Source organism: Brevibacillus sp. DP1.3A (assembly GCF_013284245.2).
Taxonomy (GTDB): Bacteria; Bacillota; Bacilli; order Brevibacillales; family Brevibacillaceae; genus Brevibacillus.
This window is the reverse complement of sequence record NZ_CP085876.1, coordinates 3079721-3102190: the sequence shown is the minus strand read 5'-3', so window position 1 is coordinate 3102190 and position 22470 is coordinate 3079721. Positions and strand designations below refer to the sequence as shown.

At 47.3% G+C, this 22470-nt stretch carries 22 protein-coding genes; 3 read left to right on the top strand and 19 right to left on the bottom strand.

Annotated features, from left to right (window positions below; genetic code table 11):
* Nucleotides 1–10 precede the first annotated feature (10 nt).
* Both HP399_RS14535 and HP399_RS14530 read right to left on the bottom strand, forming a co-directional pair.
* Nucleotides 11–3148 carry an efflux RND transporter permease subunit gene (locus tag HP399_RS14535; RefSeq protein ID WP_173619508.1) on the bottom strand — a complete coding sequence of 1046 codons (3138 nt, stop codon included), beginning with the start codon at nt 3146–3148 and terminating at the stop codon, nt 11–13.
* A gap of 123 nt (nt 3149–3271) precedes the next feature.
* Entirely contained in the window at nt 3272–3622 is a 351-nt protein-coding gene (locus HP399_RS14530; RefSeq protein WP_228088524.1) for a MarR family winged helix-turn-helix transcriptional regulator, read from the bottom strand.
* Nucleotides 3623–3777: 155 nt separating this feature from the next.
* Here HP399_RS14530 and HP399_RS14525 point away from each other — a divergent pair, with 155 nt between their 5' ends.
* Both HP399_RS14525 and HP399_RS14520 read left to right on the top strand, forming a co-directional pair.
* On the top strand, nt 3778–5013 hold the full coding sequence (locus HP399_RS14525; RefSeq protein ID WP_173619510.1) for a sensor histidine kinase: 1236 nt from the start codon (nt 3778–3780) through the stop codon (nt 5011–5013).
* Entirely contained in the window at nt 5010–5696 is a 687-nt protein-coding gene (locus HP399_RS14520) for a response regulator (RefSeq protein WP_173619511.1), read from the top strand. Before HP399_RS14525 ends, HP399_RS14520 begins: the two co-directional genes overlap by 4 nt.
* A gap of 11 nt (nt 5697–5707) precedes the next feature.
* Here HP399_RS14520 and HP399_RS14515 read toward each other — a convergent pair whose 3' ends face one another.
* From HP399_RS14515 to HP399_RS14450, 15 genes are all read right to left on the bottom strand, one after another.
* On the bottom strand, nt 5708–6217 hold the full coding sequence (locus HP399_RS14515; protein ID WP_173619512.1) for a hypothetical protein: 510 nt from the start codon (nt 6215–6217) through the stop codon (nt 5708–5710).
* A 192-nt stretch (nt 6218–6409) separates the two neighbouring features.
* Nucleotides 6410–7936 (bottom strand): two-component system sensor histidine kinase NtrB, encoded by a 1527-nt coding sequence (locus HP399_RS14510; RefSeq protein ID WP_173619513.1) that lies wholly within the window; start codon nt 7934–7936, stop codon nt 6410–6412.
* A 360-nt stretch (nt 7937–8296) separates the two neighbouring features.
* Nucleotides 8297–8587: an antibiotic biosynthesis monooxygenase family protein gene (locus HP399_RS14505; protein WP_173619514.1), complete on the bottom strand. Its 291-nt coding sequence runs from the start codon at nt 8585–8587 to the stop codon at nt 8297–8299.
* An 85-nt stretch (nt 8588–8672) separates the two neighbouring features.
* Entirely contained in the window at nt 8673–9581 is a 909-nt protein-coding gene (locus HP399_RS14500) for a hypothetical protein (RefSeq protein WP_173619515.1), read from the bottom strand.
* A gap of 87 nt (nt 9582–9668) precedes the next feature.
* The gene (gene thiE / locus HP399_RS14495; protein ID WP_173619516.1) at nt 9669–10331 is read right to left on the bottom strand and encodes a thiamine phosphate synthase; all 663 of its coding nucleotides are present in this window, start codon (nt 10329–10331) and stop codon (nt 9669–9671) included.
* Nucleotides 10332–10334: 3 nt separating this feature from the next.
* Entirely contained in the window at nt 10335–10958 is a 624-nt protein-coding gene (locus tag HP399_RS14490; RefSeq protein ID WP_173619517.1) for a thiamine phosphate synthase, read from the bottom strand.
* A complete protein-coding gene (locus tag HP399_RS14485) occupies nt 10942–11304 on the bottom strand; it encodes a hypothetical protein (protein ID WP_173619518.1) in 363 nt (120 codons plus the stop codon). The genes HP399_RS14490 and HP399_RS14485 overlap by 17 nt, the downstream gene beginning before the upstream one ends.
* An 83-nt stretch (nt 11305–11387) precedes the next feature.
* Nucleotides 11388–11519 (bottom strand): hypothetical protein, encoded by a 132-nt coding sequence (locus HP399_RS31010; protein WP_255344520.1) that lies wholly within the window; start codon nt 11517–11519, stop codon nt 11388–11390.
* Nucleotides 11520–11574: 55 nt separating this feature from the next.
* The gene (locus tag HP399_RS14480) at nt 11575–11991 is read right to left on the bottom strand and encodes a DUF3054 domain-containing protein (protein ID WP_173619519.1); all 417 of its coding nucleotides are present in this window, start codon (nt 11989–11991) and stop codon (nt 11575–11577) included.
* A 94-nt stretch (nt 11992–12085) separates the two neighbouring features.
* Nucleotides 12086–12676, bottom strand: a complete 591-nt coding sequence (locus HP399_RS14475; protein ID WP_173619520.1) for a GNAT family N-acetyltransferase — start codon at nt 12674–12676, stop codon at nt 12086–12088.
* Between the two features lie 109 nt (nt 12677–12785).
* Complete coding sequence (locus tag HP399_RS14470) at nt 12786–14312, bottom strand: tripartite tricarboxylate transporter permease (protein WP_173619521.1); 1527 nt, start codon at nt 14310–14312, stop codon at nt 12786–12788.
* 17 nt (nt 14313–14329) lie between these two features.
* The gene (locus HP399_RS14465) at nt 14330–14797 is read right to left on the bottom strand and encodes a tripartite tricarboxylate transporter TctB family protein (RefSeq protein ID WP_173619522.1); all 468 of its coding nucleotides are present in this window, start codon (nt 14795–14797) and stop codon (nt 14330–14332) included.
* A gap of 46 nt (nt 14798–14843) precedes the next feature.
* Nucleotides 14844–15902, bottom strand: a complete 1059-nt coding sequence (locus HP399_RS14460) for a tripartite tricarboxylate transporter substrate binding protein (RefSeq protein WP_173619604.1) — start codon at nt 15900–15902, stop codon at nt 14844–14846.
* 147 nt (nt 15903–16049) lie between these two features.
* A complete protein-coding gene (locus HP399_RS14455; RefSeq protein WP_370642738.1) occupies nt 16050–16703 on the bottom strand; it encodes a response regulator in 654 nt (217 codons plus the stop codon).
* Nucleotides 16704–16735: 32 nt separating this feature from the next.
* Nucleotides 16736–18346 carry an ATP-binding protein gene (locus tag HP399_RS14450; RefSeq protein ID WP_173619524.1) on the bottom strand — a complete coding sequence of 537 codons (1611 nt, stop codon included), beginning with the start codon at nt 18344–18346 and terminating at the stop codon, nt 16736–16738.
* Nucleotides 18347–18569: 223 nt separating this feature from the next.
* Here HP399_RS14450 and HP399_RS14445 point away from each other — a divergent pair, with 223 nt between their 5' ends.
* Nucleotides 18570–20060: an NCS1 family nucleobase:cation symporter-1 gene (locus HP399_RS14445; RefSeq protein ID WP_173619525.1), complete on the top strand. Its 1491-nt coding sequence runs from the start codon at nt 18570–18572 to the stop codon at nt 20058–20060.
* A gap of 66 nt (nt 20061–20126) precedes the next feature.
* Here HP399_RS14445 and HP399_RS14440 read toward each other — a convergent pair whose 3' ends face one another.
* Entirely contained in the window at nt 20127–21839 is a 1713-nt protein-coding gene (locus HP399_RS14440; protein WP_173619526.1) for a methyl-accepting chemotaxis protein, read from the bottom strand.
* A 106-nt stretch (nt 21840–21945) separates the two neighbouring features.
* Nucleotides 21946–22458, bottom strand: a complete 513-nt coding sequence (locus HP399_RS14435; RefSeq protein WP_173619527.1) for a hypothetical protein — start codon at nt 22456–22458, stop codon at nt 21946–21948.
* Between the last annotated feature and the right edge of the window lie 12 nt (nt 22459–22470).

The following is a 22470-nucleotide window of genomic DNA, read 5'->3' as shown; positions in this document are numbered from 1 at the left end:
CACAAACGTCTTACGATTCCAAAGCGGGATTAATTTTCTTTTGTTTCTTTTCTAGTTTCTTTTCGAGTTTCAACTGGCGCTTCAAGCGTCTCTTTTTCCCTAAATCATCAAACCAAGAAGCAACGACAGGAACCAGAACCAGCGTAATCAGTGTAGAGAATCCGAGACCGAAAATAACCGTTACGGCCATTGGAGCATTCGTCTCAGAACCGGCACCGCCAGAGAATGCGAGCGGTCCAATCGCCAGAATGGTGGTGAGTGTCGTCATCAAAATCGGACGAAGACGAATCGGTCCGGCATGCAGGATCGCATCATACAGCTCCATACCTTTTGCGCGCAATTGGTTTACGTAGTCGATCAATACAATCGCGTTGTTCACGACCAGACCGATCAACAGAATGTACCCAATCAAAACCCCAACGCTGATCGTTGTGCCTGTCGCCAATAGTCCAAGCAGAACGCCTGTAACGGTCGGTGGCACGGAGAACATGATGATAAACGGGGTGTAGAACGATTCAAACTGCGCTGCCATTACCATGTAAAGCAATACAACTGACAGTACAATCGCGAGAGCAAGGCTACTGAATGATTCCATCATTTCTTCACTTTGCCCGCCAAAATCGACTTTGTAACCATCTGGGAGATTCAGCTTCGAGATTTTCTCTTGCACTTCCCGTGTGACAGAGCTCAGGTCACGTCCTGCCAAATCACTCGTTACTTGAACTTCACGGCTTGAGTTGGCACGGTTAATCGATACAGGCACATCTATCTTACTGATAGTCGCAACCGAGGTAAGTGCGATCTGTGCTCCTCCTGGAGCGGAAATTCGCATATTGTTCAAGAAGTTGATATCTTCCTGATACTCTTTCGGCAGCTTGAGGTTGACGTCAATCTCATCATCACCCGTTCGATAGTACGTTACCGTTTGACCTTGGAAGGAAGTGCGAACACTGGAGAGAATTTGTCCGGTCGTCAATCCGTACAAGCTCGCTTTCTCCGCATTGATCTTCACTTCCAGCTCTTGTCTTGATTCTTCCAAGCTGGTTGTTACGTTACTCGTACCTGGTACCTTCTCAATTTCACCTTTAATGATATCACTAATATCTTTCAATACGTCTAAATCATCCCCACTAACCTTCAGTTGGATTGGGGAACCAGTAGACATACCAGCTGGTGCGCTTACCTTAATTTCAGGTCCAGCAATATGCTTCAGCTTTTCCTGGAGATCCATCACAACTTCATTGGAGGAACGTGTGCGCTGATCAAGATCTACCAGCATCAGGCTGATCGTTCCCTGATTGGATGACAACGTGCTCGCTATCGGTGATGCATTACTACCAACCGAAGTCGCTACAATTTTCTTCTCCGGAACCGTGTTGACAATTTCTTCTACTTGTCTGGTTACCTTTTCTGTTTCAGCCAGAACGGTACCATTTGGCATTTTGATGGAGATGTTTACTTGCCCTTGGTCCATGGCCGGGATAAACTCTGCCCCGATCAATGGAGTCAATGCGAGAGAGCCCACCATCATAACGACCGAAGAAATCATGACTGTTTTACGATGGCCCAAAGACCATTTTAACAATCCTTGGTAACCTTTTTCTACTTTGCTAAATCCAATGTTGAACCAAGTAACTGGATTGATTCCACGATAGTTCTCATGATGCGTATGCGACGGAATTTTGTTCAAAATTCTCGAACTCAGCATCGGCACGAGCAAAATCGAGAATACAAGCGCCGCAATATGCGAGTAAACAACCGTCAATGCAAGTGGTCCAAACAACTCAGAAGCAATACCTTCTGTGAGAGCAATCGGCAAGAATACGCAGATTTGCGCCAAAGCCGAAGCCATAACTGCCGTACCTACTTCCTTGGAACCATCCAAGGCGGCTTCCATCATGCCTTTTCCCTGTTCTCGGTGACGGAAAACATTCTCGAGCATAACAACCGCAAAGTCAATCAATGATCCCAATCCCAATGTCAAACCGGAGAGGGAAATCAGGTTGATCGTCTGTCCAGTCATGTACATCAGCAAAAACGTAGCAACGATCGATACTGGAAGAACGATGACCGCAATTACCATTGATCGCAAGCTGCCCAAGAAGAAGAACAGCAAGATCATACCGATACCGCCACCCAACAGGGCATGTTCAGCAGTGGTGTAAACGGAATCCTTAATGTAGATGGATGTATCCAGGGTCGTAATGATTTCTACGCCTTCTGGCAGCTCGCTTTTGATTTTCTCCAGCTCAGCTTTTACATCATCTGCTACCTCAATGGTGTTTCCGCCAGAAGCTTTTGTCACTTTAATACCCAAGCTAGGTGTTCCATTTACGTAACTCATTTGCGTTATATCTTGATGCGTGTCTTTTACTTCGGCAATATCGCTGAGCCTAATGGAGTTTCCTCCGACAGAGATTGGTGTCAGCGCGATTTGTTCGACATCGGCAAACTCACCTTGTACACGGATGTTGAGCTTGGCGTCACCCTCGCGTACCGCTCCACCGGAACCTGACAAGTTGCTGGTCTGTAGAGCTTGTTGAACTTGGTCAAGTGACAGTCCATACGCCGCTAGTTTGGCTGGGTCGACTGTAACATCGATGATCCGGCTTTGTCCGCCGCTGATGGAAGCAGATGCAACCCCATCAATACGCTCTAGGCGTGATTGGATCATATTCTCTGCCATCTTTTTCAATTTGTTGATATCTTGCTCACCCGTCACCGCAAATTCAATGATCGGTGTACTGTTCGGGTCAATGCGCAATACGCGTGGCGCTCTGGCTGAGTCAGGCAAAGAGCCACGAACCTGATCTACCTTCTCCCGCATGTCGAGAGTCGCCTGATCAAGGTCTGTCCCCCAGTTAAACATGAGAATAACCTGCGAAGCGCCTTCCATCGATACCGATTGTATACTATCTAAATCGGATACCGTTGCAAGTGCGTCCTCAATCGGTTTCGTTACCAGTTTTTCTACCTCACTCGGAGATCCGCCGTCAACGGATGTAACCACGACAGCAACCGGGAAGTTAAGATCCGGCATGAGATCAATCGACAAGCGAGGCAGTGAAACGAAACCAAAAATCATCATGGCCAGAGTCAACATAATCATGGTGACCGGGCGTTTAATCGATAGTTCAGAAAGATTCAATCCACTCACCTCTTCTTTATATATCTGCTAATTTTTTGTGAGTAATAGTTCGCATAACGAAATGAACAAGGGAACCTCGTAGTAGCATTTCGTTTAACGAAATATCAAGGGATGAAACCATTTTTAAACGGTTTGTGAATTTCCCCATTTCACATCTCGCTGTTGGTATACACGCTCTGTCAGTGACACCCACACAACTCGTCGATCTGATTGGTCTCGGAACCTGCGTACCAGGTTTTCCTGCTCCAACCGGTTAATGAGACCGGAAGTTGTGCTGTATGAAAGACCGACAGTCTTACTTATGTCCCCCATTGTCTTTGGCCCGTTTCCAAGCTGCTCCAGAATCAAGACCTGTTGCCAGGTTACATCGCTTGTATCCAGCTCTTGCTCAGAAATCGTGGTAAACAAAATACTGGCTTCTTGCAGGAGTTTTGCCAACTGAATCAGTTCTTTCATGAGAACCTCCCTTGCCATCCTTACTTAACCACTTCACACCCATAACTAATCGTTTATTTCCCAAAAATAATTCTACTGAAATGTATATGTAGTGAAGTCTACCCAGGGGTAGATTTCTGACAGGGATTTATCTATCTGGAGATAGACGACAACGCATGCTAGAATGAAGTTAAGTGATTATTCGGCAGAGAAAGAAGGACTTCTCATTGTTGAAGATAATGATGAAAGCCATACAAAAACGTTTACTGATCATGTGGTTTTCCATCTTAATTGTATTAGCTTTGCTTCCTGATTCCTTTAAACGGGAAACTCCGTTGCAATTTTCTCTTACCATTGTACTATTTATTTGTTACCTTGTGGTATTTTGGACTTCCAAGAAAAAATGGAAGCCTTTCCAATTCGAGTTTGTGACAGTCGTGCTTGGAATTGTCTCGTTACTAAAGTCGCTCATCTTGGGTGGAGAGGGCTTCGGCTTGATGCTCCCACTCGCTGTTTTTATCGGTTTTCACATTCATGGACGCCGTGCGTTGGCTTATGCTACTTTTTTTGGTACGTGCAGTACGCTTTTTTTATATTTTGAAGAAAACCTGAAATTCACGCACATCATCTCTTATATTCTTACGTATGTGGGATGCTATATCGGCGCACGTGGCTATCGGATTCAAACAGAAGCATACGAAACCAACCAACAGCACCTGGAGCAGCTGCAAAAAGCACATACAGAGTTGCAAGAGGCGCACTTACAACTTCAAGAAGCAGCACTTCATTCCCTTCAAGTAGCGGTTTTAGAGGAACGAACGCGAATTGCCCGTGATATTCACGATGCATTGGGCCATAGTTTGACTTCACTCATTGTCCAGCTACATGCCTTGAAGTATATGTTGCAGGATGGACCTGACAACGCACAAGAAGCCGTGCGCAATATGCTCGGTGTTGCCAAGCAAAGTCTGGAGGATATCCGCACGTCTGTCCATACATTGGCCCTAGATAAAACCTCCTTGGGACTTACGCCTCTGCGAGCTCTCTTGTCGCAGGCTCAAAAGCATACAGGAATAAAAATGGAGCTGATATGCTCCGATCTGGACATTCCGCTCTCTCAAGAAATGACGATAACGTTTTATCGTATTTTGCAAGAAGCGATCACCAATTCCCTACGTCATTCTGACGCAAAAGAAATTCTCGTCATCATTGAACAAAAGAAGGACATCCTTTTGTTGTCCATTCGAGACGATGGAAGCATCACGAGCGACCAAAAAATCAAACCTGGCTTTGGCCTAACTGGCATATCTGAACGAATTCAGTTATTGAACGGAACTCTCGCCTATCGCATTCGAGAGCCACACGGATTCCAACTCGATTTCAGCTTTCCGATTGGCCAGACTGAACCTGAAAGGAGCATGCGAACATGACCGGTAAACAAAAAGAAGGAGCCATTCGCGTGGTCCTAGTAGATGACCAAACCATGATTCGCCAAGGTTTGGGTTATGTCATTCAAATGCAATCCGATATGGAAGTAATTGGAGAAGCTTCCGATGGCGTTGAAGCAGTTGAACTAATTGGCGCCCTCGCACCTGATGTCGTTTTGATGGATGTTCAGATGCCCAACAAGTCTGGTATTGAGGCCACAAGAGAAATCATGCTGCTGCATCCTCGCACGAAGGTATTGATTCTTACCACCTTTGACAATCACAATTATGTGGTGGAAGGGATACGTGCTGGAGCCGTCGGCTATATGCTAAAGGATGCCGACTCTCAGGAAATGCTTGATCTCATTCGCAGAGCCCACCAGGGAGAAGCCCTCTTCCACACCGTGACAGCTGCAAAAGCACTTGCCGAAGCACTCCAAGGTCAACGTGAGACACCTGATTCGACTACCTCTTCTCAATCAGTCTTGCTAGATGAACTGACGGATCGAGAGTTGGATGTCCTTCAACAGATCGCAGATGGCTATCGAAATGATCAGATTGCGCAAAACTTGTTTATATCAGAAGGCACTGTAAAAACACATGTGCATCGGATTTTGCAAAAGATGGGTGTCGAGGATCGTACCCAGGCAGTGGCAAAAGCACTGCGGCACAAAATCGTGAAATAAATCAGACATCTTCAGGCAGGAGGACTAAGTGGGATCAAGTTTCCATCCTCCTGCTTTATGCTGATGGAAAACCCTTGTACCAGCTGTGCGCTGGACATCGCTTCAAATACGGCAGCAGCCGCTTTCTTCGTATCGATCACTCGACAAATCACTGCCAACGTCCTCTCGCTGTCTTCCCCACCGTCGCTGTGGCCATTCCCTGTCTTTCCCAAGCATTCGTCCAACAGCTGTTCGATCAAATAGCGTATCTCAATCTCTGACTCACACAATTGGGGAAAGCGAACGATCATCGGGTGGAAATCGTTCTCTTTCATGACCTGATATCCTTGTTCTTTCATCTCTTCTGCCCAGCTCTGCAAAACTTCGTCTGGCCTTCCCTCGATCTGCTCCGCTACTACAGCAAAATAGTCGCCAATTTCCCCTACCTTTCCGTAATGAACGGTGTAAAGGTGCTCCGTTTCCTCATACCAAACCTCCCAGTAGCTCCACCTCGTTTCGTTTTTTTTCAGCATCCGAATCACCGTTGTTCAACTCCGTTCAAATTGTAACCGTTTTGTAAATTATTCCACTGATCGACAGGCCTTGACAACAGCTTACAAAAAGATTGATTCGAAAGACTTGCAACTTTTTCGCGAATAGGACCATCCGCTCATTCGAACGTAAAAAAAGACGGATATTCGATCCGCCTACAGTCACAATCCTTTTTTATTTTTTTAGGAAATTGAAAGAGGTAAACGAATCTCAAAACGGGCTCCTTTCAGTTTCGGAGAGTTTTCCGCATAGAGTTCGCCACCGTGATCCGCGATGATGCGTTGTGTCGTAGACAAGCCTAACCCCGTTCCCTCTTGTTTAGTCGTATAAAAAGGAACGAATAAATTTTGCAGGCAAGAATCTGATAGACCAGGTCCGTTGTCTTCCACAACAATGATTACTTGATTGAGAGATGAGTACACTTTCACTTGAACGAGGTTGCCTTGGGTCAACAATGCTTCAAGCGCATTTTTCAAGATGTTCAAAATGGCTTGCTTGATTCGCGAACGATGACCAAACACATGCCACTCGCCTTGTGCAATGTCCAGCTCTAGCTTGATTCCTCTTCGATTCGCTTCTGGCTCCAGTAAACGAATGACTCCATGTAACTCGTCCATCACTAAGAAACGTTCCGATACGATTTTATCATCCCTGTACCGGGCCAAAACAAGGACATCGTTCAATAGCCCATCAATGCGTTCAATTTCCGTTAAGATGACAGAAAAATAAGATTCACTACGATTTGCTTCCCCTTGCTCCCGCAACAACTGAATGAAGCCCTTGATGGCTGTCAGTGGATTCCGAATCTCATGCGCCATCCCAGCAGCCAACTGCCCAACTGCTGCCAGCGCTTCTCGCTTGCTCAATTCTTCTTCGTACTTTTTGCTTTCCGTAACATTCCGAAGAACGGCGATCGCTCCCCACATCTCTCCACCGTAATAAATGGGGCTCGTACTCACTGTCGTCCATTTGCCTCTGTATTCCGCAACATAATGGCCGGACTGCCCGCGTTCAATTACCCACTGCACAAAACGCTCGCTAATATGAGGACGAAGGGCATGATCAATGTTTTTACCAATGAGTTGATTCCGATCTACGCCAAATAAATGACAGACAGCGTAATTCGCTTCAATGACTCTTAACTGGCGGTCGATCATCAAGACGGCGATATCACTGGATTGCAGAACCAATTGAACAAGCTCCTGCTCAGCGAGCATTGTCACATCTTCTCCTTTGGCCGAACTTGGTGGAGAAGCTGGTGTTTTTTCAACCGGAAATTGATGCGAATTTTTGTTGAAGACATCGTCCATTTGATCCAAAATGTAGTCCATCGATTGATAGAGACGAATCTGTCCTTGCAAAAGCTCTACTCGCTCCATTTCCGTTGTGGCAAGAGAAAATGTGTTGTTATTCATTTCTTCAATAATAACGTCTCGACACTTGCGCAAAAATTGCTGCAAATACGTAAGATTCATTCCGACTAACGAAAATTTATACGCAATTTCGCTCAATTCTCGCTCGAATGCATACGTGTCGATTACGTTTACTACTTCAATCCATTTTGTGATTTGCTGAACAAACAAAGCCTCTGTATTTTCGCGGTCTTCTAGAAGCAAAGCAGAGTAATGATGATCTGAAAGAAAGGAAAACGTCTTGGCCACCGCCGCAGGGACCAAATGAGTAAGATACTTACTTATTCGATTTTTCAAAACACTCTGGCTCCTTTTCTCCGTGCTTCATTGAGGCTATTTTTCCAAGTATGTATAGGCTCTATTATGGACGTAAATGAGACAAGATGTAAAGCGGCATGATGATATCCTGGTGCAGAGAATGACACCATCCAATCAGGTTCTCTTCTTATCCTTACAGACAAACAATCTCGGCTAGCATCCTATCATCGCGCGTTATCTATTGCCTTTTTCGGACATCTTCACCTCCTGATCATGTTTGACTGAAAACGCTTTCCCAACATTTTCTATCATATCACGATCGAGTATAAAATGGTAAAGTATGTTTATTATTCAATCATCCAAAAAGCATTTGCCCCCGCAGAGACAAATGCTTTCGCTTTATGAATGGGATTTGACAGCGTAATTGCGCAAATCCGATTTTACCGGGCTATCGGGGTTGGTTCCTGTATGCGCGCGCTTGAAAGCATCGCTTTCTGTCCAATTTTTAAACGATTCCTCATCTGTCCATTTCGTAAAAACGATGTATTCGTCACCTTCCGTTGGTGCCAGGAAAAGGAACTCCAAAAAACCCGGAACCTCCTTCATCCGTTCTCCCCCATTACCAAATGCGCGTTCCAAATGGGATTGATAGTCTGCTGGTACAGTCAGTCTGTTCATGGATACATACATGATGGTCACACATCCTTTTCATTGGGTTCATCTACCAACTCCCATTATACTACTACTTTGGTGAAAAACCTAAAAACCGCAAACGCTATTCGCGCCTGCGGTTGATTTGTTGCTCGAGCATGATATCCATTAAGAGTGTATCCTGCAACGGATCTTTCGGGTCTACCGTCAACAGGGCAGCGACAGCGGCCATCGCACATCGAACGGATTGGTAGGAATAAAAGGCATCCCGCTCCGATTCGCTGAACAAAGATATATCCGATCGCTCTTGGGTCGGGTATGGGAAGTCAGTCTCGACACCAGCACGATCCAGAACAATGAGTGCCTGTTTAATCGCAATCAATGCCCCACTGACGCTAATGCCGTATTCTTGGCGTAAATCCTCCCACACCTGAAAAGCTGATTTTTCTACCCTTTCCTGATTGGGGCGCGTAATGATTCCTGTTTTACGCCCTTCTTTCAATAACCAATCCACAAAAATATCATTGCGTGGAGGAAAAGCGTATACTTGCAGCTTCATTTCCAATTCTGTCGGGTTATCCTTGGCAAAACGCGCGTGAGCCAATGACATTTCGTAACGCCGTGATGGATGCCCGGGAACAGTGACAAATACTGTATCTTGTCGCACAGCTGCGATCTGCAGCTTGGTTCGTGCGGGTATCCTGCCTTGAGGTGCCTTTTCCCTGCGAATATTACCAGGAATCAATTCTACTCCGAATTGATGGTACTCCAGTGGTGAATCTATCCAAGGGATGGGCTCTCTCGACTGTACTTCGTATAGCCCGTTAAACGTCACCCATTCGCCCGGGCGGCGTTGGCTGCGAACCAAAACAGCATGAACTTCCTTTTCTGGTGGCAATTCCGTATCTTGATCCTCCGGTGGGGGATGCATTCGCTTGTGTTCGATAAGAATGCAGTCGGTCATGAACAATCGCTCGAGCAATTCCCGTTTGCTCACCCATTCATATCCGATACGGTAAATCCGATTTTTCATCGGCTTCACCTCCTTTTGATCGCCAATATCGCATCATCCTGGTTTGTTTCTATTACCCTACCATATGTAATCGTCGCTTTGTCCGTGCTAACGAGATCGTACAATCCGCTGTAACGTTTGCGCTGCTTCTTCGGGTGATTCGGCATGACTGATCGCACTGATAATCGCGACTCCATCGGCACCGGCAGCAAGTACTTCAGAAGCATTTTCCAGGGTAATGCCACCAATTCCGACGATAGGCAAGTCATTACCGACTGCCTGACGGATCTCCTCTAGCCCCACTGGTCCGATAGGCTCGCCAGCATCTGCCTTAGAACGGGTAGCGAACATCGCTCCTACGCCAATACAATCAACGCCGCCACTTTGGGCAGCGAGCGCCTCTTCGACCGTACCTGCCGAAACACCGATGTACATCTCGGAGCCAACTTTGGCTCGTACTTCCGACAACGCCATGTCATCTTGCCCGACATGGACGCCATCTGCCTGCAAGCGAATCGCCAGATCCACATCGTCATTCACAAAAAATAAGGTATCATGTTCACGACATAGCTGTTGCAGCTGTCTGCCCAGCTCATATTGTTCCTCAGCAGTCAGCTTGCTTCCTTTATCACGTAGCTGAAGCGTGCCCACTCCTCCGCGCAATGCTGCTTTCACGATTTGCACGGTCTTTTCGCTGGAATAGCTGCAATCCTGCGTTCCAATGACAAAGTAAACACCCATCTTTTCCCGAAGTCTTTGTATATCTCGCATGCTTTATTTCCCCTCCCAACGATCCAATGCCTCTCGATAAGCGCTGGCTGCTGACTTGGCATCAGTCTTATCGGTGATCCCCGATAAGACAGCAATGCCCGCACACCCTGCTTCCAAAACTTGCACAGTCCGATCCGGTGTGATACCGCCGAGTCCGATGATCGGCACATGCCATCTGGCGGTCATTTGCGCAAGTTCAATAGTTCCTCTTGGCACAAGACCCGGCTTCGAACCACTCGCAAAAATATGCCCGTAGAGCAAATAATCGACTTTTGCCGCAATGGCTTGCTGTGCTTCCTCCACGGAATGGACGGAACGCCCTATTTTTTGACCAGTTTTCAGTACCATTCTCGCTTCCACAGGAGACAGACTATGGTATGCCAGGTGAGTACCGGCACAGCCCGACGCAGCAGCCACGTCCACCCGATCATTCACGATCAAGGACGAAAGGGGGATGACATTCGCCACTGCCTTTACCCAGTCCATGCATTCCTTTGCGGTACGCTGTTTTTCACGTATGTGTAAAAAGTTCATACCACCCGCATAAGCAGCTTCTGCCATTCGCAATACCTCATCAAGCGAATGCCGACCACTCGTAATCACATGCAGCTCACGAATGCTTGACATCAGGTTGGACACCGCCTCCAGTGAGTGCTGTCACACATTCCTGCAGCCATTGTGTCGTTCGGTCTTCTTTGTCCGTCGGCGATTGAGCCAAAAGTTCAATCACGAGCCGTCGCAAGAAAAATGCTTGTTGCACGGTAAGTGGAAAGGTAATGTTTTTCGGCTTGGTTTCCTGTTTCTCCAACGTCTCCACGCCCGCCAACAAAATATCACCGATGGACTCCACAAGTTCGCGAACCTGCTCATTTTGCTTCAATTCGTCATAGCAGCCATCATATAGTCTGCACAAAAGTAAAAACGCCTGTGACGACAAGGTCACCGGCTGTACATTCTGCATCGGTTCCGTCATACGTTTCCCTCCACTCGCTAGAAAAAAACAAAATCTATTATATCACATCATGACCTGTATCAATGAAGAAAACCGCTGATTGCTCAGCGGTCTTTTGCAGTTCCTTCATTTCGATCATTATGGTTCGATTGTCGCAAATTTGTGTTGCGATCTTTTTCATCCAGCGTTTTGCCACGGTTTTTTCCGAGGTCCTTACTGTTGTTGTTCTTTCCCAATTGATTCACCTCCTAAGTCGTTCATAGGATAGCGTAACCAATTCGGGTAACTTTATTAGCTGGTTGCCAGTCGTCTATTGCGTTTATAGATCGCGTAGCCAAAGGCGAACGGTACACGCCACCCGAGCAAAAACGCCAACGTAATGAAATAAGTCACACCTGCAAAAATAAGCGTAATCGGTACACCTGTCCACCAGGAGCGGATCAGTAAGCCCATTGGTGCAGCTACTGTCCAAGTAATCAGTGACGATAATAATTGTCGGCCCGCAGATTCATACGTTCGCTGTCCGTAGCTCTTGAAAAGCAGAATCGCGATGATCCATCCCACCAGGAAAGGGGCTAATGTTTCGATAATCCCCATGACCGTGACAGGGTAGTTATGAATGATTTTTCCGTAATAAACAAAAAGCACAAAGGCGATCAGATCCCCGAGCAACAATAAATAGCCCGGTGTCGACAAACGCAGTCTCATGTATACCCTCTTTTCCGGGTCTTGTCAGAGTAAACCCTCTTGGTTCACCCCTATTGTACAACTGCTCTGAACGCCCTTCAATCAATCCAAGCCTTTATTCACCAAACAGCAACAATTGCAGCTTTTGCTTGGCTTCTGGCCATTCACGGTCGAGTATGCTGAAGTATACCGAGTCGCGAATGTATCCATCTGACATCACCATATGATTGCGCAGGACACCTTCTCGAATGCCACCGATTCGGGCAATGGCACGTTGCGAATTCAAATTGCGCGAATCTGTCTTGAGCTGTACACGTATACAACCCAGTTGTTCGAAGCAGTGGCGCAGAAGAAGCCATTTACATTCTGTATTGACGCCTGTTTTCCAGGCGGATGGGGTCAGCCATGTAAAACCGATTTCCAATCCGCGATCCTTTTTCGCTATCCCTAAAAATCTCGTGCTCCCAATGATCTGCTCATCTGCTAGGCGAATGATGACGAATGGCAATTCTGTTTGGGCTTGTTCATTTTTCAAAGCCTGCAGGATAAAAGCCTGAGCATCTTCTCTCGTTCGAATGGTAACGGACATATGCGGCCAAATCTCTTCGTATGCGCCTGCTTCCCAGATTCCGTCCACATGGGCCATTCTGAGCGGCTCCAATCGGACCAGCTTGCCTTCCAAGATTACAGGTTCAATGATTAACATGTCTGTCTCTCCTCTACTGTTCTGCTTCATCCATTAAGCAGAACAGTTTCCCGAAATTTTTCCAATGATACGGGCTCGCGAGGACACTGTCAAGACAAATAATAGGGTGTTACGCTTCTTCACTGATAATGACTTGCTTCCCTCTGCGCTTTAAGAAGATAGGGATCAGCAACCACAGAAGCGCACAAACCAGAAAAGCAGCGGAAAGCGGCTTTGTGAAGAAGATCGAGAAGTCGCCATTCGAGGTGGTCAACGCTCTTCTCATGTTGTTTTCAATCATCGGTCCCAAAACAAGGCCGAGGACGAGCGGTGCCAGTGGAAAATCGTTTTTCGTCAGGTAATAGCCAGCTACCCCACAAATCACAAGCAAAATCAAGTCAAACGTACTGATTTGCACAGCGTACACACCGAAAACAGATATCGCGATAATGAGCGGAATCAGGAAATGGGACGGTGTTTCGATGATTTTGGCAAACACTTTCACCAACGGCATGTTCAAAATCAGCAGCATGACATTTCCGATAAACATACTCGCAATCAAGCCCCAGGCAATCTGCGGGTGATCAGTGAACAATAGTGGTCCCGGTTGTACGTTATACATCAATAATGCACCCATCAAAATCGCAGTGGTACCGGACCCTGGAATCCCCAACGTCAGTAGTGGAATCATCGCACCGCCAGAAGCAGCATTGTTTGCAGACTCTGGTGCTGCTACACCTGCAATCGCTCCTTTTCCAAAGCGGCTAGGATCTTTGCTCAGCTTTTTCTCAAAAATATACGAGAAGAAGGATGCGAGAGTCGCACCAGCGCCTGGCAAAACCCCAATGAAAAAACCGAGCAAGGAGCCGCGTGTAATCGGTCCGGCACTTTCTTTTAAGTCTTGCTTAGAAGGAAGTACCCGCCCCACTTTAATAATTTCCTTTGTGGATTCATCGTCCTCGATGATCGTCTTGAACACTTCTCCAAGGGCAAACAAACCAACTGCTATCGTGAGGAACTCCAAGCCTTGGTACAAATCGGGAATATCGTAGGTAAACCGCGCCACACCCGAAACGGTATCCATCCCAATTGTCGCAAGCAAGAGTCCCATGACTGTCATAATGAGGGCTTTGGTCATCGACTTCCCCCCTAGTCCGCTAACCGCACACAAGCCGAGAAGCATGAGGGAGAAATATTCAGCAGGGCCGAATTTCAAAGCGAGATCGGATAATGGCTCAGCCAAAAACACAAGAGCAATCAACGCCACGAGCCCCGCGACAAAAGAACCGATCGCTGCAATCGACAACGCCGCGCCAGCACGTCCCTGTTTGGCCATCTGATAGCCGTCCAATGTCGTAACGACAGAGGAGGATTCACCCGGCGTATTTAACAAAATGGATGTTGTGGAACCACCGTACATAGCGCCATAGTAAACGCCTGCCAACAAAATCAGTGCGCTAGCCGCCGCACTTTCAGGAGGTAAGCCAGAGGTCAAGGAAGCCGTAACAGGCATCAATAACGCGACTCCGCTCATTGGACCAATGCCGGGAAGGACCCCTACCGCAGTACCGATCAGGACGCCAATAAAGGCAAAGACAAGATTATGCCACTGTAAGGCAACGAGAAAACCATCCGCCAAAAATTGCAATGCACTCATGCTAATCTATCCCCTCCCTAGACGCCTAGCCAGGCAGGTAGTCCTGGAAGCGTACCTTTTAGCAAATGCACATAGATGACATACACTCCTACTGAAAACAGTAAGGAAACGATTCCCGATTTAAGTACGCTTTTACTTCCCATCATGGTGAAGGCGTACAGAAGGAAAGCGAAGCTCGAGATAACATAACCGAGTTTCTCCAACAACAAAACATATAAGACCGTCGCTGCCAAAATGAATAAAAATCGCTTGTATCGATGTGGACTCTGTGACGCGGCTGAGGAAGCAGCCACGCCTTTCTTGTAGGTTTCCCACAACAGTCGCAAGCTCAACAAGATCAGGATGATGCCAAGCCCAAATGGAAACATATTCGGCCCGACTTGACTTCCGTAAGCACTAGACGAAATATTTTGACTTTCAGCGATGAAGAGTGCACCTACTAGCGCAAAAAACAGGCTGCCGATACGATCAAACATCAGGTTCATGTATACCTCCTTAGGTGTGGAAAAAGGAGGGGATGCCCTCCTCTCCCTACTTCGACATACCAAGTGATGTCAACAGTTCTTTGACCTGCTTATCTTGTTCGTCCAGGAATGCGGAGAAAGCAGCAGCGTCCTTGTACTCGCTTTCCCAACCGTTTGCAGCCAATTCCTTTGTCCATGTCTCATGCGCGGAAAGTTCTTTCAGCTTTACATCCCAGTAAGCTTTTGCGTCTGCTGGCATATCAGCCGGACCGAAGACACCGCGCCAAATCGTGAATGTCGCATCAATGCCTTGCTCTTTTAACGTCGGGATATCTTTCAAGGCGCCCCCGAGACGTTCATCAGAAGTAACGCCCAGTACGCGGATTTTACCTGCTTTCAGATATTCACCCACGCTGGAAGCATCCGTTGCAATGATATCCGCATTGCCTCCCAACAAAGCGGCCATTGCTTCTCCGCCGCCATCATAAGAGACGTATTTTACGCTTTTCGGATCAATTCCATATTTGGCTGCTGGCATTACACCGATCAGATGATCCATCGATCCTGGAGCAGAGCCCCCTGCCAGTGTAATTTTGCTTGGATCAGCCTTGATCGCATCCAGCACGCTCTTGATGTCCTTATGGGGTGAATCCGCTTTCACAACGAGGGTGCCGAAATCTTTCGTCATTTGCGCCAATGGTGTGACATCTTTGTACCCAAATGGGCTGTTCCCCTCTTTTTTGTTATTGTTAATCAAGATAGGAGGAGAGCTCACGAATAATTTATAAGGATTGGCTTTGTCTTTGCTTACATACTCAGCCAAGAACACGGTTCCCCCACCACCCGGTTTGTTTTCTACCGTGATGGTTTCCGTAACCAGCTTGCTTTCTGCCAACACCTTTGCTACCGAGCGAGCTGTCTTATCCCAGCCCCCACCTGCACCGGATGGAGCTACATACACGATCGGCTTTTCTGGGTATTTGGATGCCTCTGCGGCAGGCTGCGCCGCTTGCGCTGGTTGTGTTCCTTTACTTGCTGTTCCCGTATTTCCAGTACCTCCACCACAAGCAGCCAATGCTAGTGTAAGAAAAGTGGACACTGTGATTAGCACTTTTTTTCTTTTCATCAAGTAAATATCCCCCTTAACCCGCTTATTTGTAAGCGCTGTCACGCTTGAAAATAATGTACCACTGTGGAAGCGAGGGGAATAGTTTTCGTGCATAAGGTCTATTTTGATAATTAATCACTTTTTGTTCATATTGTTCATGGAACATTATGGAAGATAGCGATATTTTCTTTCTGGTCTGCCCACTGTGCCATAAATCAAGTCAGCACGTGCCTTTTTTTCCAGGACCAAGTATTCTAAATATCGTCTTGCCGTTGTTCGACTGGTTCCAATCTCGCGGCCAATTTCCTCCGCCGAGACCCCTTTATCTCCCGTCTGTCTGATCGCTTCGATCACTTTTTCCAAAGTTAAGTGGTCAATTCCTTTAGGTACGAGCACATCTCGATTTTTCGGGGCGACCAGCCTTCTGGCCAGCATTTGGTCAATGACCTCCTGGTCCACCTCGACAGCTTCTCTCGTCCGAATAACATGCTCCCGATAGCTTTCCAACCGTTCACGAAAACGCTCGAAAACCAGCGGCTTGACGATGTAATCGAATACTCCCCCGCGTAGCGCTTCCTGTACCATTTCCATTTCCTTGGCTGCGGTGATCATGATCACGTCTACTTCGCGGTAGTGTTGGCGAATAAACCAGACCAGCTCCGTTCCCAGCATGTCAGGCAGGTATACGTCCAACAAAACGAGCTGTGGGCGCGTACAAGACAGCAATTCTTTTGCATCCGCCCCATTCGTTGCTGTAGCAATTACTTCAAAACCTTCAATCTTGCTGACAAATCGCTTGTTGATATCGATAATCCGCATATCGTCCTCTACGATGAGAACCTCCAGCTTCCTCAAGACGCCACCTCCATTCTTTTGCGTAGGGATACTGTGAAAAGTGCACCTCCTAGCTCGCTTTTGCCAACGAGAATATAGCCGTCCAATTCGTTAATGATTCCATGGGCCTTAGCCAGACCAATTCCACGATCTTCGTCTTTTTTCGTTGAGAAGCCGTGCTCGAATATTTTTTCTCGCAACTCTTCCACAACTCCCGGACCCGAGTCCTCGATTTCGAACATGATCTCATCGCCCGTGTCAGACAAATAACACTCCACTCGTTTGTGCTCGACGTTTGGCTCATTGACAGCTTCCATCGCATTTTGGATCAGTGTTCCCAATAAAACCACGATCTGTTGTCGGTTGATCGTCGGTGGGAGCTCCTTCAAGTGACTGTCGTGATGGATGACGAATTGAATTTTCAACTCCTTGGCTCGGTTGTGCATGCCTAACAGCAAAGCCCCTATTAACGGATCGGGAATTTGCTTCGCCAAAAACAAAATCATCTCTTGCTGTGCGGACGTTTCACTCGTAATGAGCTCGACTGCTTCTTGAATCGAGCCAAGCTGCAACAAACCAGAAATGGTATACAACAAATTGTGAAATTCATGTGTTTGGGCGCGAAGTACATCTGCATAGCGCCTCGCTTGGGACAACTCAGAAGCTAGCTGATCAATTTCCGATTTGGGACGAAAGCTGCTGACTACTCCTACGACCTTCCCTCCGAACTTGATCGGAAGTCGATTCACAATGATTTCTTTTCCGCTCATGATGGACTCGCGATCTAATTGATGCTCGCCTGATTCCAGAACTTCTGGCATACGACTGTCTGGTAGCACTTCCACTATTTCTTTGCGATGAAACTCTTCTTCCGGTAAGTTCAAAATTCGAATAGCAGCCTTGTTCATCATCGTGATGCGTTTATTACGGTCAATCGCCACGATTCCTTCGCGGACTGACTCCAGTACAGCATTTCTCTCTACGTACAAGGATGCGATCTCTTCCGGCTCCAATCCCAAAATTAAGCGCTTTAAATAGCGACTGAGTGCAATGGCACCAGCAACACCACACAACAAGGCGAGAAGAGTCAGGATCAGTATGCGATCTTGGTAGAGATCAATAGCCTCCTCGATATCTTCCAGCAGGAACCCAACGGAAACGATTCCAATGATGTCCCCTTTGTCATTTTTGATCGGTACCTTCCCTCGCAATGATGGTCCCAAGCTGCCGACCGCCTTCGATATGTAAGATTGGCCTTGCGAGAGTCCGGGCTCGTTATCTCCTCCCACCATTTCCTTTCCAATCCGATCCGGAATCGGATGCGCATACCGAATTCCCTCATGGTTTCCCACGACCACAAACTCTGCTCCGGTTTGCATCCGCACGTTTTCAGCGATGGGTTGAATGAGCGCAGGAGGGTAATCGCTTGAAAAAGCACTACGCAGCTCAGGATCGCTGGCAACAATTTTCGCCACACTCAATGCTTTTTTGCCCACCTGCTCTTCAATCGAAGACGCAACAATGGAAGAAAACACCGCCCCAACTGACGAAACAATCAGAATAATGACGATAGTAATCAATAAGATCATTCTGGTTTGCAAAGACATTTGGATTTTTCTTGTCGTCACAGCTGGCTCCCCCCTTGCTTCATCTTACCATCCCAAATAGGTAAAAAGGTAGAATCATTCCCATTGTCAATGGCGAAGCTGGTCGTTGCAGGCTGTCTTTTTACGACGAAAAATCAGGTATTAGGCCTTCTTTCGCCCAATATAATGTTACAACTTGTATTCAAGACAAACTAGGGCGCTTGTCCGAATACGAGACATCTTGAAAAGCAAAGGAGGGAAAGAAATGAAGACGCAAACGGTATCAGAAGGAATTGTTACCCTGACAAAAGAAGGCGAAGAGTCAATCAAGAACAGTCCGCTTTATAATGAAGGTCTTCGACCGACGAGGACAGCAGAGCACAGCTGGACTTCCTACAACTTCGCCAGCTTGTGGATCGGTATGTCGATCTGTTTGCCGACGTATGCAATGGCGGCAGGGTTAATTTCCTTAGGTATGAACTGGTGGCAGGCCATTTTGACGATCATTCTCGGTAACTGTATTGTCCTTATTCCCATTCTTCTCAACTCTCATGCCGGGACGAAATTTGGCATTCCGTATCCAGTTTTTGCGCGCATCTGGTTCGGCTCCAAAGGAGCGCACATCCCCGCTGTCGCACGCGGTTTGATTGGTGCTGGCTGGTTTGGCATCAACTGTTGGTTCGGAGGTGCTGCCATCGATACACTCTTGATGTCGATGACAGGCTGGGCAAATGTTCCCGGACATCTCTGGATATCCTTCTTTGGCTTTTGGCTGTTAAACGTATGGGTCGCCTATCGCGGTCCCGAAGCGATCAAAAAAATGGAGGCTTGGGCTGCTCCCATCCTGATCATCATGAGTTTGGCTCTCCTCGTCTGGGCGCTTACGAAAGCAGGCGGATGGGGCCCGATGCTCTCGGCACCTTCGAAATTCACTACCAATGCAGAATTCTTGAAGGTGTTCTTCCCAGCCTTGACGGGAGCAATTGCTTTTTGGGCAACGATGGCCCTTAATATTCCGGATTTCTGTCGGTATGCCAAAAGTCAAAAAGCCCAAATCATCGGACAATCCTCTTCGTTACCGACCACGATGGGTTTCTTCTCGTTCATCGGAGTTGCTGTCGCTTCTGCTACCGTTGTTATTTACGGAGAAGCGTTGTGGGACCCTGCTGCCGTGTTGGCTAAATTCTCGCCTTTCGCCATTTTCCTCGGAACGATTGGAATTATTCTTGCCACATTAACGACCAACGTAGCGGCCAATATCGTTGCTCCCGCCCGGGCAGTGGAGAATCTGGCCCCTCGCCGTCTCTCGTATGAAGCCGGTGCCATCATCGCCGGGGTCGTGTCGCTCTTGATGCAGCCTTGGTACATTTTAGAGAACTTCGGCAATTACATCTTTTTATGGCTCGGAACGTACGGAGCCTTGTTAGGCCCGATCGACGGAATAGCCATTGCCGACTATTGGCTTGTGCGCAAGCGGCGCATTCATGTAACAGAGTTGTACAAAACAAACGGGATCTACAACTACAAAACGGGCTTTAATGGCAGAGCCATCTGGGCGATGCTCATCGGGATTGCGATTCCTTTTATAAGTAAATACATTCCAGGCTTAACTATTATTTGGGACAATGCTTGGACTATCGGACTACTGATTTCACTCGTGATTTACACGTGGATGATGAAAAATGATGCTTCGATCTTGAGTGCCAGCGATTACGAAAAAATCACAGCAAACAACAAACAAACGATTGCTTCCTAATAGCAAGTAACCAAAAAAGACTGGCTGCCCCATTGGGTTTGCCAGTCTTTCTTTTGCTCACTTACTCTACCATTTGAATTGACTGATGGACTCTTGGAGCTCTTGAGAGAGCTCATTCAGATTCGCGCTGGAACGGGCGATTTCTTGCATGCTGGCAAGCTGTTCTCCTGCCCCCGCCGAAACGCCTTGGGTATGTACGGCTGCTTCCTGTGAGAGACGATTCATTTCATCCATAGCAGATGCGACTTGCTGTATGCTTGCCGACATTTGTTCAGTAGCTGCGGATACGTCCTGAATTTGACCCGCAACCTCCTGAGAAGACGCTACGATACGCTGGAAGGTGACACCCGCTTCTTGAACGACTACTGCACCCTTTTTAGCCTCTTGGGTTCCATCCTTCATGACATGCACGACCTGCGTGGTTTCTTGCTGGATTTCCCCAATCAGTCTCGCAATCTCGCGCGCAGATTCCTCTGACTGTTCTGCGAGTTTTCGAACCTCATCTGCCACGACAGCAAATCCCCTGCCATGTTCTCCTGCACGCGCCGCCTCAATCGCCGCGTTGAGCGCCAGCAGATTCGTTTGAGAAGCAATCCCAGTAATCACATCAACGATTTTGCCAATAGCTTCTGACCGCTCACCGAGCAATTGCACGAGATCCGCTGCGTGATTCACAGAGTTGGAGATCGTATTCATCTGATCAACGGCTTGCTGAATATGAATGCTTCCTTGCTCCGCATCCTCTGCTGCCTGTGCCGATGTTTCAGAAACGGCTCCAGACGTATCGGCAATCCGCTGGATGGCAATCGACATTTCTTCCATGACACGAACACTTTCTTGCGTGCGTTGCGTCTGTACTTCAGAGGCAGAGGCAATTTGCTGCACACTGCTGATCGATTGTTCTGTTGCATAGGCGGACTGTTCCGCACTCGCTGACAATTCCTCAGAAGAAGCAGCGACTTGCTCACCCGCTACTTTTACTTGTTCAATCAATGAACGGAAATTCGTTACCAATTCATTGAACGCAGTTCCAAGTGTACCTACCTCGTCTCGAGTCACATAGGTAACAGGGGCAACTGCCATGTTTCCGTTCGCTAATTGCTGCATACGGCTCGAAACAATACGCAGTGGGTCCGCGATCATCCGAGAGATAATGAACCCCAGTACACTGCCTAGTACAATCGACAGTATGCCAACCACAATCAGGAATGTAATTGCTTCCTGTGTTTCGTCTTGGTTTTCCTTCTGCATGGCGACTGCCTGCTCTGACTTGTAATTCGCCCATTCAAGTTGTTCCTGATTAATCCAATTCAGCGTCTTATCCGTTGCACGATAAAACGAATAGGCTTGATCCGCTTTCCCCTCGCGGATCATTTTAATGACCTCGCCCTGGTCTTTGCGATACTGCTCGATGAGCTCCTTTAGCATGGTCACTCTTTCTTGTTCTTGCGCATCCAGCTTAGAGTTCTGAAGGTATTGGAACGTTTGATTTGCTGTTTCCATTCGTAAATCCAATTCAGTCTTGTATTCGGCAAAGACTGCAGGAGATGGATCGAGAATCATTTTATAGACCAATCCGTCAATCGCGCGGATTTCTTGTCTCCAGTCATTAATCCACTTAACGGGAAGAAGCTGCTCTTCATACATGGCCTGAATGCGTTCACCTTGGACTTGCACATGAAAATATCCGGTGAATCCGACAGCACATAAAAAGACGGCCATCATCACAATCAAGCTAAACAGTTTGGCTCGGGTGCTAAGATTACGTAATAGACTCATCGTTGCGGCAATCCTTCCTGTGTCAAATAGGTAAGCTAGAAAAAGCGCGAATATTGTCTAATCTTACCAAAGTTTGTCGAATAAGTCGATAGTCGTAGTCGCTTACTCACACATCGAGCACAGATAGAATCGCAATCTCTTCAATTTGAACGTCAGGCTCATAGCAGATATAATACGTTAGCTCTGGGCTGATCCGATACCGAATTCCCCGGTATCCACAGGCAATCAAATACGCACGCACCTTATCCCCTGTCCATTCCAGCCACTCTTCATAGCCCATTCCGTTCTGTCTCTGTTCGAGTTCCTCTTCTGAATAATCAGCACGTAATGCATCGATGCGCAGTTCATTTTCCCCATAGCGCTCGTCCAAACAAACGAGACCCTGCAAATGTAGCTGCTGGCTCAACACAACTGCCTTCTCCCCATTGGTCTCTGCATGACAAATCGCATACTGTGCGGCGATTTCCGGATTGCTCACCAAGTAAACACCAGCGCCAAACACTGCCTTTGCACTAGCACCGTTTGTAAAATGACGCCGTTCTGCCCTCTCATACTTTTGTGTTTTCACGACGCGAAGTCCCTCACCGTATTCGACCCCTCGATATACAATCTGCCTCATCCCTGAACGCTC